Below are 15,766 nucleotides of genomic sequence, written 5' to 3' on the forward strand. Positions count from 1 at the left end.
CGCGTCCGCCAAGCCTTCATCGGCCGTTCCAACGGCCCTGAAGTCCAGTTCGTTGGCGTCGCAGTCGTCACCGGCCTTGGTGTACCCGGCCCCGCGCCGGTCGGCCATCCCCGGATGGTCTGGTCATGTCATCGGCGCCCTGCCGATGCCGACCCCATGCCCGCAGCCCGCGCGTTAGGCATCGAGCGAAGGCTTGCGTCTCAGGATGCAAGCCTTCTTCTACGCTGGCCGTCATGGCGCCAGCCGACCGCGCTCCAGCCCGCCTGGAGCTTTCCCAACCGGGGACCCGTGTCCCGCGGGGGATGGGCGTTCCCTTTCACACTGTGAAGAAGAACCCCATGTCCACCGTCCCATGTGTCAGGCGATCCGTCGCGTGCCGATCCTGCTCGGCAGCAGCGGCCGTGTTCGGCCCCTCGCCTCGCGCCACCCGAGCGTGCCGATCCTGTGTCGGTCATTGCCCGGCGTCGCGCCGACATCCCCCCTCGTCCCGGGGTACGGCCTGCGTCTCGCACACCGGTCCGATGCGCCAGAAATCCGCCGGATCCCAGGAGAACCAAGATGAGCCTCGCGACCTTGCGCACCCTGCCCCGGCGCCCCACCGTGCACTCGGAGGAGGAGCAGGCCTGGGTCTCGTTTTGCCGGCGCGCCAGCCACCAACCGGCGGTCGCGGCGGAGGTATTGGCCCCGCTCGATCTGGACCCGGAGATGAAGCGCGCACACCTGGCGCTGTACCTGTGCTGCCGCGATTCCTTGCGTCTGCACGAGGAACGTACCGCACGCGGCGCGCGCCTGGTGGCCTGCCTGCGCTGGCTGGGAAACGCCACCGCGGTCCGGGGACTGGGCGCGTTGCGCCGGCTGCTTGGTCGAACGAGCGACATCGCGCTCGCCAGCCTGCCGGTCGCGGCGCCAGAGCCTGCCAAGGCCAAGGTCCGGCGGCTGGCAGCCGATCCAGCCCAGCGCGCCGCCCGCGCAGCCTACGCGGCGTAGCCGGCTTCTGCTGTGCCAGCCAGCGCCGCTACCGGCGACACGGCGACCGCACCGTCGACCGTGCGCGCCGTCGGCGGCGCCTGACGCCCATGGGGCCATGCCGGGCGCACACCGCCCGGGCGTGGCCCCGTCAGGCGGCCAGGCAGCGCGCCACCTCCTGATCGAGCAACCAGTGCAGCAACGGCGTGTCCTGGGAGTGGCCCCAGTAGTGCGCCTTGCACTGCGCGACGTAGCGCAAATGCTGCTCAGTATCGGCCGAGAGGAACGAGCGTCGTACTGGATCTGAAGGGCGAGCAGGCGGAAGTCGTCATCTCAGTTACCAATTCCGGCCCAGCAATTCCGGCAGATTCGTTGAAGAACATCTTTAGCGCGATGGTGCAGCTCCCTGTCGATGGCGAGCAGGCAGGTCGCCCACGGACAGGCCTCGGGCTTGGGCTGTGTATCGCTCGCGAAACTGCTCTTGCGCACGGTGGTGACGTGAGGCCGACTGCCGAAGGAACAACCTTTACTGTGCGGATTCCACGAGCCGTGGCCGCACCACAGGATGCAAGAATCCTGCCTTGAGCGGAGTAATACCCAGCATGACGCTTGTGTCAGTTCGGCTGATGCGATGCAAATCTGCGGTCACGAAGCTCAACGTCACGCCATTCGCGCTGGCGTACTGACCAAGGCACAGGCAGCCAACGTCCACTTGCGGACCTGTACGCACTCCGCTCAGGCGCGGGCATCAGTTGACGATCCTGTCGCTCATCAAAAGGCTCGCAGACGGCGCACGGCGGTTCGCCGTTCTACCGGTGTTCCCCCGCGAGGGGTGTCGGGTGTATGGGACTTGGATCCTCTCCGCCATGGATGAGCTTCACCGGCAGTGACAATGTCGCGATGAAATCAAAAAGCGGTAGAAGCCTACAAAAGCGACTTCTGCTGCTGATGTTGGCGTTCATGCTCCCCACACTTGTCGCGGCGGTGGGGGCCATCTACTACATCGGCGAGCAAAAGCAGCATCAGTTCGAGCTGGGGCTGCGCGAGACCACGCGCGCCCTGTCCCAGGTGGTGGAGCAGGAGCTATCGCGGCGCGAGACCATCGCCAGGACGCTTTCGGAATCTCCGGCACTCACGAACGGCGATTTGGCCGCGTTTCACCAATACGCCTCGCAGGTCGCCTCGACCCCGGACCGTGTGATCGTCCTGCTGAGTCCGAGCGGGCAGCAGGTGGTCAACACCAGGCGACCCTTTGGCGCGGCGCTCCCGGTGAGCGAGGTGCATCGGGCGACCACCGGCGATCCAGACGCCGCCGTCGCCACCGACATTTACTTCGCGCCCATCGGCAAGAACTTCAGCTTCGCCGTGCAGGTTCCTGTGAAGCGAGCCGGCCAGACCATCTACTACCTTTCGTATGCGAGCTACGCCTCGCTCCTCCAATCGCTCTTCGAGAAGCAGCCCTTGCCTCGCGGCTGGGTCGCGTCCATTGTCGACCGCACGGGGGTCATCGCCGCGCGGAACGTGGACGGAAACAAGTTTGTCGGCAAGCCGTTGACGGAGCGCACACGGACCCGGCTGGCCGCCTCGGAAGATGGCGTATTCGAAGCCCCGTCAGTGGACGGCCGTCAGGTGCTGGCGTCGTTCAATCGGGACTCGGTCTACGGATGGACCGTGTTGCTCGGCGTCCCGTTGACTGATTTCGCGGCAGCGAAAAACGCAGCGCTCGCGTTCAGTCTCTTCGCGCTTGTCGCCTTAGGTGCAGCGCTGCTGGGCGCTCTGTGGCTGGGCCGCAAGCTGGTCGCGCCAGTGGCTGAGCTCTCTGACGCAGCTCGCGCCTTGGGGCGTGGCGAGACTGTGAGGCCGCCGCGCAGCGGCGTGGCCGAGCTGGACGCAATCTCAGAGGAGCTGGCAGAAGCCAGCGATAAACTTGACCAAGCCAAGGTGGCGATGGAAGCACGCGTCAAAGAGGCGCTCGCAGAAGCCGACAGCGCGCAGCGCGCCGTGGTGCAGAACCAGCGACTCGAGGCCCTTGGGCAGCTCACCGGCGGCGTCGCGCACGATTTCAACAATTTGCTGATGGTCGTGGGCAACTACGCGCACCTGCTGCGCAGGACGGTGCCGGCCATCGCCGACCACCCCCACGTGCTGGGAATCGAGCGTGCGGTGTCCACTGGCTCCCGCCTCACTCGGCAGCTTCTGGCCTTTGCGCGCCGGCAGCCCCTGCTCCCGCAAGTGGTGAACGTCGCCGAGCGGCTGCCGGAACTGGCGGGCCTGGTCAAGGCGAGTGTCGGTGGAAGCATTCAGGTGGATTGCTCGGTGGCGGACGATGTCCCGCAGATCTACGCGGACCTGGCCGAATTCGAGCTGGCCATCATCAACCTCGCGGTGAACAGCCGCGACGCGATGCCGTCGGGCGGCCAGCTGAAGCTCTGGGCCACGAAGGCAACGTTGCGTGGGAAGCCCGCGGCCTTGATCGAGGTTGTCGACACCGGCAGCGGCATGGCGCCGGAAGTTGCAGCCCGCGTGTTCGAGCCATTCTTCACCACCAAGGAGGTCGGACGTGGCACCGGCCTCGGCCTGAGCCAAGTGTACGGCTTCGCGCAGCAGGCCGGCGGTGAGGCTTCCGTCCAGACGGCGGTGGGGAAAGGCACGGCAGTGCGCATCCTGGTGCCCGAAGCGGAAGCCCGGTTCCTCGACGCGCCCGGCGAGAGCCCGGAGGCCGCTTCCGCCAGCTTGCCCGCGCGAGGCGCGCGTGTGTTGCTGGTCGAGGACAACGAGGGACTCGCACGTCCCACCGCCGAGCTGTTGCACAGCGCCGGCTACAAGGTGACGCTGGCGAGCTCAGGGGATGAAGCAATCGAGATGCTCGCCGAATGCGATTTCGACGCGGTGCTGAGCGACATCCGTATGCCTGGAACCCACAACGGGGTGGCGCTGGCGCGCTGGGTGAAGCAAAACCGCCCCGCGCTGCCCGTCGTTCTGATGACAGGCTATAGCGACGAGCTCGCGCAAGCTCAAACCCTCGGCGTGCCTGTTCTCGCCAAGCCCACCCCAGCTGCAGCTCTCCTTGGAGCGGTGGGCGCCGCGTTGGCTTCCTTCGCAGCGACGTCGGCAGCCAAATAGCGGCTCGCCAGTCCTAACCAATGAAACTTCCCGTGCCATCACTTCCAGGACTCCGGTCAAAGCTGCTTCTACTGGCATCGTTGAGCTTGCTGCCTGTCTTGTTGCTGGTTGCAGTCCTCAGTTTCGCGGCGTTTGACCGCGAGCGGGACAACTACCAAGCGGCTGCTCAGGCCCGCAACCGTACTTTGGTTTCTGCTCTGGAGGCGCAAATGGAGGGGCATCTTTCCGCGCTTCGGACGTTGGCCGCCTCCGCCGCACTCGAACGCGGTGACTTGCAGGCATTTGACGCCGAAGCCCGGCGGGTCCTGCACATCCAGCCGGCATGGCGCAACATTATGTTGATCGGCGCAGACGGTCGTCAGGTGGTCAACATGCGCGTCCCGTACGGGCAAGTCACGATTCAGGCGTCTCCCGGCGAAGCTCCCCTCATACAACGCGCCCTGGCATCCGACAGGCCCGTCGTGGGGAATGTGTCCACCGGACCGGCGTCTGGAGAACTGGGCATCGCGGTGCGCATGCGGGTGTGGCCAGCGAGCCAGCAGCCTATGGTGCTGCAGTTCATACTGCGGCCGGAGTCGTTCGCTCCGTTCATACATGCGCAGCAACACCCAGTGGGATGGGTGCTCGCTCTCGCTGATGCCAACCGCCGATTCATCGCCCGCGTACCTCATGCCCCAGCCGGACGGCCTGTCGCGCCGGCCTTTGCGAAGGCCATGGAAACCGCTCGCGAAGGGTGGTTTCGTGGTGCGACCGTCGAAGGAATTCGCACTTACCAGGCTTTCCTGACCTCAGAGTTAACCGGCTGGACGATTGGCGTCGCCGTGCCGGCCAAGGAAGTGGAGGGCGTGGCGTGGCGCACTGCAGGGTGGATGGCTGCGGGCGCCCTAGCGTCGCTACTGTCAGCACTCGCGGTTGCCACATGGCTGGGGCGGCGAATCACCGCCCCCGTCACCCGCCTGGCGGACGCTGCGCGCCAGCTTGGCAAGCGGGAGGTGGCTGACGACCTCAAGGCGGTCCAAGCGAGCGCTGGCGTGAGTGAAGTGCAAGCGTTGGCCGCAGCCCTTTGCGAGGCGCAGGCGGCTTTGGCCGAACGTGAGGCGTTGCGAGAACGCGAAGCGAATGCGCTTCGTGCCGCGGACAAGGCAAAAGACGAATTCTTGGCGATGCTGGGCCACGAACTGCGCAACCCGCTTAGCGCGATCACGGCTTCTGCCCATGTACTCCGCCTGAGCCGGCCGGATACTGCGACGCTTAAAGTGCACGGGGTCATCGAGAGACAGGCACGGCAGATGAGTCGGCTGCTTGAGGATCTCATGGATGTCAGTCGGCTGGCCATGGGCAAAGTCATTCTGCAATCAGAGGCACTGGACCTCGGTTTGCTGAGCGAAACGGTAGTGCAGACGTGGCAGGACGCAAGCAGCAGCAGGACCGGCGTCGTGCTTTTGGTGCAGCGGCCCGTGTGGGTTCGGGGCGACCGCGCCAGGTTGGAGCAGGTCCTCACGAACTTGCTGGACAACGCGCAGAAATTTTCGCCCGCAGGGACCCCTATTCATGTTGTCCTAGACACGGACCCCGCGACCGGTGAAGCCGTGCTGGAGGTTCGCGACGAGGGTCAGGGTATTGCTGCAGAAGATCTTCCGCGCGTGTTTGATCTGTTCATGCAGGGTCAGCAAAGTTTTCACCGGCCGCAGGGAGGGATTGGTCTTGGGCTCACGCTCGTGCGGCGCTTGATCGAATTGCAGCACGGCAAGGTCAGCATCCATAGTCCCGGACTGGGACAGGGCACCCGGGTCACCGTGCGGCTGCTCATGAGTGAGCCTCCGTCGGCGCCGCCGACAGAGCCCGTGAGTGGCGCAAGCATGGGACGGCGCGTCTTGCTCGTCGAGGACGACGAGGATGGTCGACTCGTGATGGAAGCCATGCTTGCGTTAGAAGGCCACTCGGTGATGGCAGTTTCGCAGGGCCGGCAGGCGGTCGAGGCCGGGCGCGAGTGGCAACCGGATGTCGCTCTAATAGACATTGGCCTACCAGACATCGACGGCTATGAAGTTGCGCGAGCCATCCGCGCGCTTCCACTTCCGAATCAGCCCAAGCTCATTGCGGTCAGTGGCTATGGACAGCCTGAAGACCAGCGCCGCGCCTACGAGGCCGGGTTTGACCTGCACTTGACCAAGCCTGTGGCCCCTGAATTACTCAGAGACATGATGCAGGCGCTGACTAACCGCCAAGTCCTCCCGCTTCATCTGGCCACAGGCGCAGTCAGGGGTGATTAGCCTGAGCGCGGCGCAGATCCGGGGCAAGACGGCACCGGAGCGATGGCGGGCTCGCCAGGAACGCACGCAACCGGTCCTTCAAGAGCTCAAGGCTTGGTTGAGCGCGACGCTCGCACATGTCTCGGCGAAGTCGCCCATGGCGTTGGCGATCGGCTACGCGCTGAGCAATTGGACCGCGCTCACGCGCTTCGTTGACGACGGCCGCATCGAGGCGCACAACAACGCGGCGGAGCGTGCGTTGAGAGGCGTCGCGATCGGACGCAAGAACTTCTTGCATCTGGGCTCCGATGCGGGCGGGCGTAGCGTTGCGGTCATTTGCACCCTGATCGGCTCGGCCAAGCTATGCGTCGTTGACCCGTAGGCCTACCTGCGCCACGTGCTCGATCGCATTGCCGACCACCCCAGCAACCGCCTGGACGAACTCCCGCCGTGGGCGGTGGCGATGCAGTTGGGCCAAAGCGAGCACGCCGCCGAGCCAACCTCCCAGCAGGCCGCCTGAAGACCACCCACGCGCCGGGCGCTGGGCAAAATGGTCCCATGCGCGTCAAGCTCATCCAAGACCTCCCCATGGCGACCAGCGCCGAGCTCTACCAGCTCAGCTGGGTCATTGAACAACTGATGGCCGATCCGCGGCGCATCGTGCAGGCGCGCCAGCAGCTGCACCTGGGTCAGGTGGTGCAGTTCTGGGAATGGGGCACTGGCAAGCTGCGTCCGGCCAGGATCGTGTCCATGAAGGACAGCCAGGTCACGCTGCTGGACGAGCAGAGCCAGCACCGCATCAGCGTCTCCTACGCGGCGATCCTGCTGGACCAGGAACAGGCCGGGGCAAGCGGCTTGCACACGCCCGATTCAACAGCCAACGCACCGCTGCAGCCGCCTCCCGAGGTCCACCGCAAAGAGGACTTCCGCGTCGGTCAGAAGGTCAGCTTCTCTGACCAGAGCCTGAAGCGGCACGTCGGCCAGATCACGCGCATCAACCAGCGCACTGCGACCGTTCAATGCGACGGCCGGGCATGGCGGATCTCCTTCGCGCTACTCCAGCACGTCGTCGACGTGGCAGCCTGACGTCCGGAGCCGTCGTCAAGAACGGTACTGGGCGGACTATTACGTTGGGGCCGGAGGCCGCTCGCCGTGAAAGTGCTGGCCGGGCTGACCAACATCATCAGTGCGACCGAAGCGCAGGCCCGAACGCGCATAAGCATTCGACAAAACCGTCGTTTGCCGCGCAGCGCACAGCACCTACAGTCGGGCGCTTGCCGCAACCTGTGGCCCCCACGACGGCGCAATTCTTATGTCCGCTTTGCTTGATGCACTAAATTCCACCGACCTTTCCCTCGCCACCGCGCCTGCCCAGGCGTTCGAAGTCCGCCGCCTGGATGCGCCGTTCGGCGCGGAGGTCATGGGCCTTGATCTGGCCCGGCCCCTGAATGCCAAGGACTTTGCCCGGCTGCACCGCGCCCACCTGGACCACCATGTGCTGGTACTGCGCGACCAGCGCATCACGCCAGCCCAGCACGTGGCCTTCAGCCGCCGCTTCGGCCCGCTGCAGATCCATGTGCAGAAGAAGTTCCAGCTCGCCGGCCACCCCGAGGTGCTCGTCGTCTCCAACATCAAGGAAAACGGCGAGCCGATCGGCCTGGGTGATGCCGGCCACTACTGGCACTCCGACCTGTCGTACAAGGACAGGCCCAGCCTGGGCTCGCTCCTGCACGCGCAAGAGCTGCCGAACGAAGGCGGCGACACACTGTTCGCCGACCAGCACGCGGCCTACGACGCCCTGCCCGAACCCCTGAAGGCGTGTTTGGCCACGCTGCAGGCCGAGCACAGCTACCTGACCAAATACGAGGAATTGCGCGCGCGCAGCCCCTGGCGGCCCGCGCTCACGCAGGCCCAGCTCGACGAGGTCAAGCCGGTCGGGCACCCGATCGTGCGCACGCACCCCGAGACCGGCCGCAAGGCGCTGTTCGTCAGCGAGCACTTCACGACCCGCATCATTGGACTGCCCGACAACGAGAGCCGCGCGCTGCTCGACCTGCTGTTCGCGACGAGCACGAAGCCGGAGTTCCAGCTGCGTCACCGCTGGCAGCCGCACGACATCGTGTTCTGGGACAACCGCTCGGTGCTGCATCTGGCGGCCGGCACGCCTGACACCGAACGCCGCAAGCTCTACCGCACGACGATCGAGGGCAGCCAGCCCGTCTAACCCCGCAGAACGTCCGGCCCTTCCGGTCCGCCTGCGCCTGCCGCGGGCAGGCTTTGCTCACCCTGAGAAATGTTGAACACCATGAACCGCATCACCCGCCGCCTTGCCGTCATCGCCTCCGGCGCCGGTGGCGCCGACTTCCAGGCCACGGCGCAGCGACGAAGTCATCGAACAGCGGCAAGTCTGGCAACGGGCCCCGGCGGGCTGCGCGAGCTCGCCTTAGGGCTGGCTGAACAAACCCAAGGCCTCGACCTCCGGTGCGGCGCCCGCATCGAACCCCATGCGCGGCGCCGGCAGGCAGTGCGGCCCACTCACCCGCTCCGTACAGCAGGTCGAGAAAGCGGCATCCGCGCGGATGTCCGTGAGACCCGCGTGGCGGCTGAGGCCACAGGCGGCGATACCGTCGGTCCTCACCGGGCTCATGACTGAGTTCGGGCTATTCAGCCTTCCTTCGGCTTGCCCTTGCTCCTCCGCATCACAAACAAGACAACCCATGCGAGGAGAGCGCTAAGGACCGCTGTGGCCTCCAGCCCCATTCCTGCTGCGACGCCTATGGCCGCCGTCAGCCACACGCCTGCCGCAGTCGTCAGCCCCTTGATCTGGTTCTCATCTTGCAGCTTCAGGATTGCGCCTGCGCCCAAGAAGCCGATGCCAGCGGTCACGCCCTGCACGACTCGGGACAAATCTTCTAATGACAGACCGGCCTGCAGCGGAATCAAGACAAAGAGGGCGGAGCCGAGCGACACCAACATGTGCGTGCGAAGACCGGCGGAAGCGCCGACAGACTCACGCTCATAGCCCAGCAGTGCACCAAGCGCTAATGCGACCAGCAGTCGAAGGCACACGCGTGTGATGTCGGAGGCGTCGCCGAGATCCGAAAACTCCCGCTGGATCGTGATCCAACTCTGCTCCGTCCACATGATTCGTCTCCTTAAGCCGCAGCTCTCCATTGCAATCGTCGCTGGTTCAACGCCGGCCAACCCGCACCATCCGCCAGACGTAGGCTAGACAATTGCCGCCAGGAGCCCCGCGCGCGGGTCCCAGAGCACCGCCGCGAATTAGTCGTCCCGCTCTCCAGGAGTAGCCAGAGCACCCAGTCGATGACCTTGTCCATCGACGGGCGTCGCGTCACGCAGCGCTTGCCGTGCAGCCGCGACCCAGCCAGCGATCCGGCCGGCTTAACACCCACGTCCAAGCCCGTCGATCCGCCTCCGAGCTACGTGGTCACGGCGATAGATTAAAACTTGGTTGACAGCTAGGGGAGTTGTTTTTCCGACGTGGCGCCGCCGTTCACGGCCTTCGAGCACGATCCGGACGCCGACCAAGACATATCGCGTCTCCGGACTGTTCCAGTTTCGATAGCTGATTCTGTCGCATGGCTCCCGGGGCGCGCACACGGCCCGCGCGGTGGGCATGGCCTACGCGCAGATCGCACCGTGGAAATGCACCCCCGCGCGCGGCACCGCCGTGGACGCCCATTTCAGCGCGCGGGTATTGCATTGCATGCCCAGATCGCAAGGCGACCATGCTAGCGCCTTCTTCCATGATTGGCCGCGACGCTCGAGCGCTACTGCTCGCACCCCGCTCCATAGGCTCCAGTTTCCGGCGCCATGCTCGGCGCCACGAACTTGCAGACCGAGGCGATGTCGCTGCCGGGCCGAAAAAACCGGCGACCAGCACCGCGAGGTCGACCATCCGGCGCGCTTGGTCCCACAGGCGGCGCGCGTCCAAGAGCACGCTGATGCCCGTGACCGCGCACGCGCTGGCGCGTCGCTTGACGCATGCACGAGGCACTGCTCAAAGAAAGAATCGGTAGCGCATTGCACGCAATGCCGCATGGAAGTCGCGACCGTCCTCCATCTCCGTCGCAACGAAGCTGCTGGCCGAACGGACCGCCCCTTGCTCGTCGGCCATGAACAGCGCCACGCGCTCGGGACGGGCAGCGAACGGAAATGCCGACGCACGCGTGAACGGCCGCAGCAACGCCGCGCCGGCATGCCCGCCCGGCGCCGTACGGCCTTCGGAGACCCGGGTCCACGCGTCCCAGCCGCCTTCAGGACTGCCCTGCGCCGTGTAGATGTCGCCCGCACGGTCAGCGGTGTACAGGGCAATGCGGTCCTCGCCGATCGCCACCGCGTTGATCGCCGCGCCGGGCACGGTGCTGCCTTGCGAGACGTCGGACCACGGTCCCCAGGCGCCCTGGGCGTTGCTGGATGCGGTGTAGATGCCACCGCCCGGATCGCTGAGAAACAGCGTGATGCGGCCACCGCTGCGCACGACCGCGGCGAGGGGCGCGCCAGCGGTGGTGCGGCCTTCCGAGACGCTGCGCCAGGCGCTCCATCCGTGCTCGGGCGAGCCCGACGCGGTGTAGACGCCGCCGGCCTGGTCGGCCACGAACAGCGCGATCTGGTCCCCCACCTCGACGGCGTTGACGTGGCCTCCGGGGAGCGTCGAGCCTTCCGAAACGGGATGCCATGAACCCCACACGCCACCCGCCGCGCCGCCGACCGCATAGACACCGCCGACGCGGTCGGCGAGGAACAGCGCCAGGCGTCCCTGTGCGCGGGCCACGGCGCTGACCGGAGCGCCGGGCAACGTGCTGCCTTCGGAGACGTTGAGCCACGCGGTCCAGCCTTGGGCCGGCGTGCCGCTGGCGACATAGATGCCGCCTTCGCGGTCGGCGAGCGCCATCGCGATGCTGCCGTCACGCTGCGCCACCGCGCAGACCTCCGCGCCGGCCGAAGTCGATCCCTCGGACACGCGATGCCAACCGCTCCAGCCCGTCTCGGGCTGGCCCTCCGCGGCATAGATGTCGCCAGCGCGGTCAGCGAGCACCAGCGCCAGAGTCCCCGCCCCAGTGAGCAACGCGTGGATGCGCGCGCCCGGCGTCGCGTTGCCTTGCGACACGGTGTCCCACCGGGTCCACGGGGACGGCTCGACGAACGCCGGCTGGGGCGGCACGGGAACCACCGGCTGATCGGTGCGCACCGCGTCACGCATCAAGACCGACAGGTCGTTGGCCGCGGCCACGCGTTCACCCATGTCGGGTGGTGCCGCAGGCAGAAACCGACGGCTGATCGTCTTGATGATCGACGTGTGATCGAAGACCGTGTCGGCGGCGGCACCGCGCTCGACCCAGGGCGAGACCACGAGGGTGGGCACGCGCACGCCGTAGCGGCCGATGCCGGACACCGCAACGCCCAGCGGCGGCGGGACGTGGTCATAGAAGCCGCCGTGCTCGTCGTAGGTGATCAGCAGCAGCGTCTCCTTCCAGCGTGGCCCGCTCATCAGCGCGTTGACGACCGTCCCGATCAGGTGCTGGCCGGCCGCGATGTCGGAGGGCGCGTGGTCGTCGGCGCCGGGTGGCACTTCGATGAAGTCGGGATCGATGAACGACACCGACGGCAGCGTGCCGGTGCGTGCGGCGGTGAAGAAGCCATGGACCTCGTCGTCGACCTGCACCACGTGGGTGTCGTCGAACATGTGGCGCTCGAACAGGCGCAAGAAGCAGTAGCCGTGCTCGTAGTAGCGCCACTCGACGCCCTGCGCGCTCAGGTGATCGAAGATCGTCTTGCCGAACACCGGCGCGATGCTGTCCAGGTTGTTGCGTTGCGGCTGTCCACGGTCGTCCCGGTTGAGGCGCCCCGTGGTGGCGTAGAAGCGGTTGGGGAAGGTGCCGCCCGGGTGCGCGCAGTACCACTGGTTGCAGACCACGAATTCGCGCGCCAGCGCGTCGTAGACCGGGACCTGCGCGGCGCCGTAGTAGCCCATCACGTCGCCGGGCGCGATGGCGACGTTGCGGGCCGCCTTGAGCGCCCGGTCGGCGAAGCTCGCCACGAAGCCGTCCATCGCGCAGACGGTCTTGTCACCACCCACGGGGGCGTGGCGTTCGTGGATCTGCTGCGCCACGCCCTCGAAGTCGTGACGCGGGCTGACCGGAAACCGCGTCGTCGTCAGCGGGAAGGGCCGATGGGCGGCCCCGTCGTGTTCGTTGACGACGATGGTCTGCAGGCCGTCGATGTCGCTGCGTCCGCTCTCGGTCGCGAGGTAACCGAGCATGTGGTCGAACGAACGGTTCTCCATCATCAAGACCACGATGTGGTGGATGGGCGCCAGCCGGCCGGGGTCGAGCGGCGGTTGGGGGGACTCGGGAAACGGCGCGAGCTGCTCACCGACCAGATAGTCGATCGTCAGTGCGTCCGCGTTGCCTTTGACGTCCACCAGCCGGTAGTCGCCGCCCAGGAGGAGACGCGTGAGCCGGCGATCGATGCCCGGCGTGAGCACGGCGCCATCGCGACTGGTGTAGACGCCACCGTTCGGGTCGACGACGAACAGCGAGGCGCGATCGTCATACGTGACGAATGGCGCGGATGCGCGCACGCTGGTCTTGCGGACCACGGCCGCGCCGACATGCCCACCCGGCATGGTGCGGCCTTCGGAGACCGGCACCCACGCGCCCCAGCCGGTCTCGGCACTGCCCTGGTTGACATAGACCCCGCCAGCGCGGTCCGCGATGGACAGTGCGATCTGGTCGGTGCCGAGCGCCACGGCGCTGATCGCCCCGCCCGGCGCCGTGTTGCCGTCGGCGACGGTCGCGCGCAGGCCCCAGGTGCCCTGCGCGTCGGCCGACACGGTCTGGACGGCGCCGCCAGGATCGGCGTAGAACAGCGCGATGCGCCCGCCGCTGCGCACCACCGCCGCCATGGGTGCGCCGGGCGTCGTCGTGCAGTGGTCCACGGGGCGCCAGCCGGTCCAGCCGGCTTCGCGGCTGCCGGTGGCGGTGTAAATCCCGCCGACCGGGTCGGCCAGGAACAGCGCAATGCGCTCTGGGTCCAAGGCCACGGCGGTGATGTGACCGCCGGGCGTCGTGCTGCCCTCGGAGACGGTGTCCCACGGCCCCCACACCTCGCCGATCCGGCCGGTCGCGGCGTAGACACCACCGGCCTGGTTGGCCAGGAACAACGTGCTGCGTCCTTCCGATCGCGCCACCACCGTCACCGGCGCGCCGGGCAGCGTGCTGCCCTCGGAGGCACTCTGCCACCCGCTCCAGCCGCTGGCCGCACTGCCGCCGGCGACGTAGACGCCGCCCGCCCGGTCGGCCACGGCGACGACGATCCGGCCATCGCTGCCGGCCACGGCGTGGACCTGGCCGCCCGGCGCCGTGCTGCCTTCGGACACGGAATGCCAGCCGGTCCACCACGCGTCGGGCTGCCCCTCGGCGGCGTAGATGCCGCCGTTGCCGTCGGCGATGACGAGCGTGACCCGCTCGCCCTGCGCGATGGCACTGATGCGCGCGCCGGCCGTCGAGCTGCCTTCGGAGACGCCCGTCCAGGGCGTCCAGCCGCGCTCGGTGCCGTCGGGCAGCGCTGCCATGAGGCCGTCCCAGATCTTGTCGTTGAGCGCGCTCTCAATCCGGTGCGCGATCTCGCCGTCGGGCGCGGCGGCCACGTCGACCGCCACGTCGGCGCTCACGTACTCCTGCTTCATGTCGCGCAGCAGCAGCAGCTTGCCGACGCCGTCCGAGGGGACGTCGAAGACCTTGCCACGCAGTGTCACCTGGCGCGCACCGGCATACGCGCGACCGATGGCCTCGTTGACCCGATCGGCAAAACTTTCCAGGCGCAACATGCCGGTGGCAGGGTCGAACCCGAAACGCACCCGCACGCGGATCGAGGCGCCCGTCAGGTCCACGTCCTGTGCGTTGTTGATCCGGATCTCGCGACCGCTGGTCTCGAACCGGATGCTGGCTTCGACCTCGGGCGACTCGTCTCCTGGATCGTGGACGATGTTCACCGTGACCTTCTCGGTGTTGAGGTCGTTGATCGCAAAGTCGTTGCCCAACGTGGGCAGCTCGAGTTGTCCCAGGTCCTGGGGGTGCCCGGCTTTGAGTTGCCCGGTCAGGGGATCCTCCATGTGCACCGTCAGGAAGGTGTGCCCGTGCCCCGCGCCGTGCAGCTGGATCTTGAACAGGGGCCGCTCACGCTGGTTGACGAACGCATCGAGCTTGCGCTGCAGCAAGGCGAGCGGAAACACCTTGCGCCGCAAGCTGCCCATCAGCCACTGGGCGCTGAGCCAGCCCGCTTCGACCGGCCCGATCGCCAGCACGCCCTGCTCCAGGTGCAGGCAGGGTTCGATCTCCCACCGGTTCCGCAGACGCACGAAGCGCGTTCCCGCGACGTTCTCCAGACGCCACTGCGCGCTCAACCAGCCCAGGCCGATGGGTCCGGCTTCGACGTTGCCGCTTTCGAGGTGGAAGAACAGCGATGGCTTCCAGCGGTTGCGGAGGCGAACGAACGAGGTGCCCGGCACCGGCTCGAGCGTCCATTGCGCGCTCAGCCACCCTGGCCCGACCGGTCCGGCGGCGATCGGTCCGCTTTCGATGTGCAGACACTGCTCGGCCCGGAAGCGGTTGCGCAGGCGCACGAAGCGGGTGCCGGCCACCTGTTCCACCAGCCACTGGGCACTCAGCCAACCCGGGCCTGCGCTTCCCGCATCGAGCGCGCCCGACTCCACGTGCGCGAATCGCACCAGCCGATGGCGGTTGTACAGCCTGACGAAGGCGGCATCGGCCACCGGCTCGAGACGCCACTGGGCGCTCAACCAGCCGGGGGCAATGGGGCCGACCTCCGGGAGGCCCGACTCCGCATGCAGGTAGGTGTCCGGTCTCGCCTGGTTGCGCAAGCGCAGGTAGTGCTCGCCGGCGATCGGTTCGATCGCCCACTGGGCGCTGAGCCACCCTGGCTCGACAGCGCCCAGCGCCAGTCCACCACCTTCGGCGTGGAGGTGGTCCCCGGGACGCCAGCGGCTGGCAATGCGGCTGATGGCAACGTCGTTCATCTCATCTCCTTGACGCGGTGATCCCGCTATACCTGGCAACGCTCAAACGCCGAGGGCTTCGAACAGCCTGTCGCCCGTTCATCGCAGGCCAACAATGGTCGCAACTGGACTTGTCTGCTCCGATCGGTTCATCAACTTGGATGAAATCGGCCGCCGGGAGAGGTCGATGGCCTCCCTGTGTGCGGAACGTATCGGGGGACAGCGGGTCGTTGAGCCGGGGCCGCCGTATCGATCGCAGCGGTCTGGTGGCGTCCGGACAGGATCCAGGGTCCCAGCCGCCAGCGCATGAAGCGGATGTCCCAGGTGTGCCGGCGGGTGGCATGGCGGATGTCCGGTCATGGGACAGGTGTCCCACGCGCGCCAT

The 15,766-nt window shown here is 67.2% G+C and carries 9 protein-coding genes and 1 pseudogene; 8 read left to right on the top strand and 2 right to left on the bottom strand.

The genetic code is table 11. The annotated features are described in order from the left end of the window. Window positions 1-558: 558 nt before the first annotated feature. The 8 genes and pseudogenes from AC099J_RS19640 to AC099J_RS19675 all read left to right on the top strand — a co-directional run bounded on the left by AC099J_RS19640 (window position 559) and on the right by AC099J_RS19675 (window position 8,994). Window positions 559-987: a hypothetical protein gene (locus AC099J_RS19640; RefSeq protein ID WP_479616959.1), complete on the top strand. Its 429-nt coding sequence runs from the start codon at window positions 559-561 to the stop codon at window positions 985-987. 282 nt (window positions 988-1,269) lie between these two features. Beyond that, entirely contained in the window at window positions 1,270-1,551 is a 282-nt protein-coding gene (locus AC099J_RS19645) for an ATP-binding protein (protein WP_479617098.1), read from the top strand. A 285-nt stretch (window positions 1,552-1,836) separates the two neighbouring features. Next, window positions 1,837-4,089, top strand: a complete 2,253-nt coding sequence (locus AC099J_RS19650) for a response regulator (protein WP_479616960.1) — start codon at window positions 1,837-1,839, stop codon at window positions 4,087-4,089. Window positions 4,090-4,169: 80 nt separating this feature from the next. Then, a complete protein-coding gene (locus AC099J_RS19655; protein WP_479616961.1) occupies window positions 4,170-6,362 on the top strand; it encodes an ATP-binding protein in 2,193 nt (730 codons plus the stop codon). A 16-nt stretch (window positions 6,363-6,378) separates the two neighbouring features. Further along, window positions 6,379-6,861 (top strand): annotated as a pseudogene (locus AC099J_RS19660) (IS66 family transposase); the annotation flags it as partial. A 68-nt stretch (window positions 6,862-6,929) separates the two neighbouring features. Further along, on the top strand, window positions 6,930-7,427 hold the full coding sequence (locus AC099J_RS19665) for a hypothetical protein (RefSeq protein WP_479616962.1): 498 nt from the start codon (window positions 6,930-6,932) through the stop codon (window positions 7,425-7,427). A gap of 226 nt (window positions 7,428-7,653) precedes the next feature. Beyond that, window positions 7,654-8,565: a TauD/TfdA dioxygenase family protein gene (locus AC099J_RS19670; RefSeq protein ID WP_479616963.1), complete on the top strand. Its 912-nt coding sequence runs from the start codon at window positions 7,654-7,656 to the stop codon at window positions 8,563-8,565. A gap of 81 nt (window positions 8,566-8,646) precedes the next feature. Continuing rightward, entirely contained in the window at window positions 8,647-8,994 is a 348-nt protein-coding gene (locus AC099J_RS19675) for a hypothetical protein (protein ID WP_479616964.1), read from the top strand. Window positions 8,995-9,005: 11 nt separating this feature from the next. On the opposite strand, the gene AC099J_RS19680 is transcribed toward AC099J_RS19675, so the two are convergent. Together AC099J_RS19680 and AC099J_RS19685 are read right to left on the bottom strand one after the other, a co-directional pair. Next, entirely contained in the window at window positions 9,006-9,485 is a 480-nt protein-coding gene (locus tag AC099J_RS19680) for an MgtC/SapB family protein (RefSeq protein WP_479616965.1), read from the bottom strand. An 877-nt stretch (window positions 9,486-10,362) separates the two neighbouring features. After that, complete coding sequence (locus AC099J_RS19685; RefSeq protein WP_479616966.1) at window positions 10,363-15,402, bottom strand: alkaline phosphatase family protein; 5,040 nt, start codon at window positions 15,400-15,402, stop codon at window positions 10,363-10,365. Window positions 15,403-15,766 lie beyond the last annotated feature (364 nt).

The sequence above is a fragment of the Rhodoferax sp. RT4P68 genome, assembly GCF_056521305.1.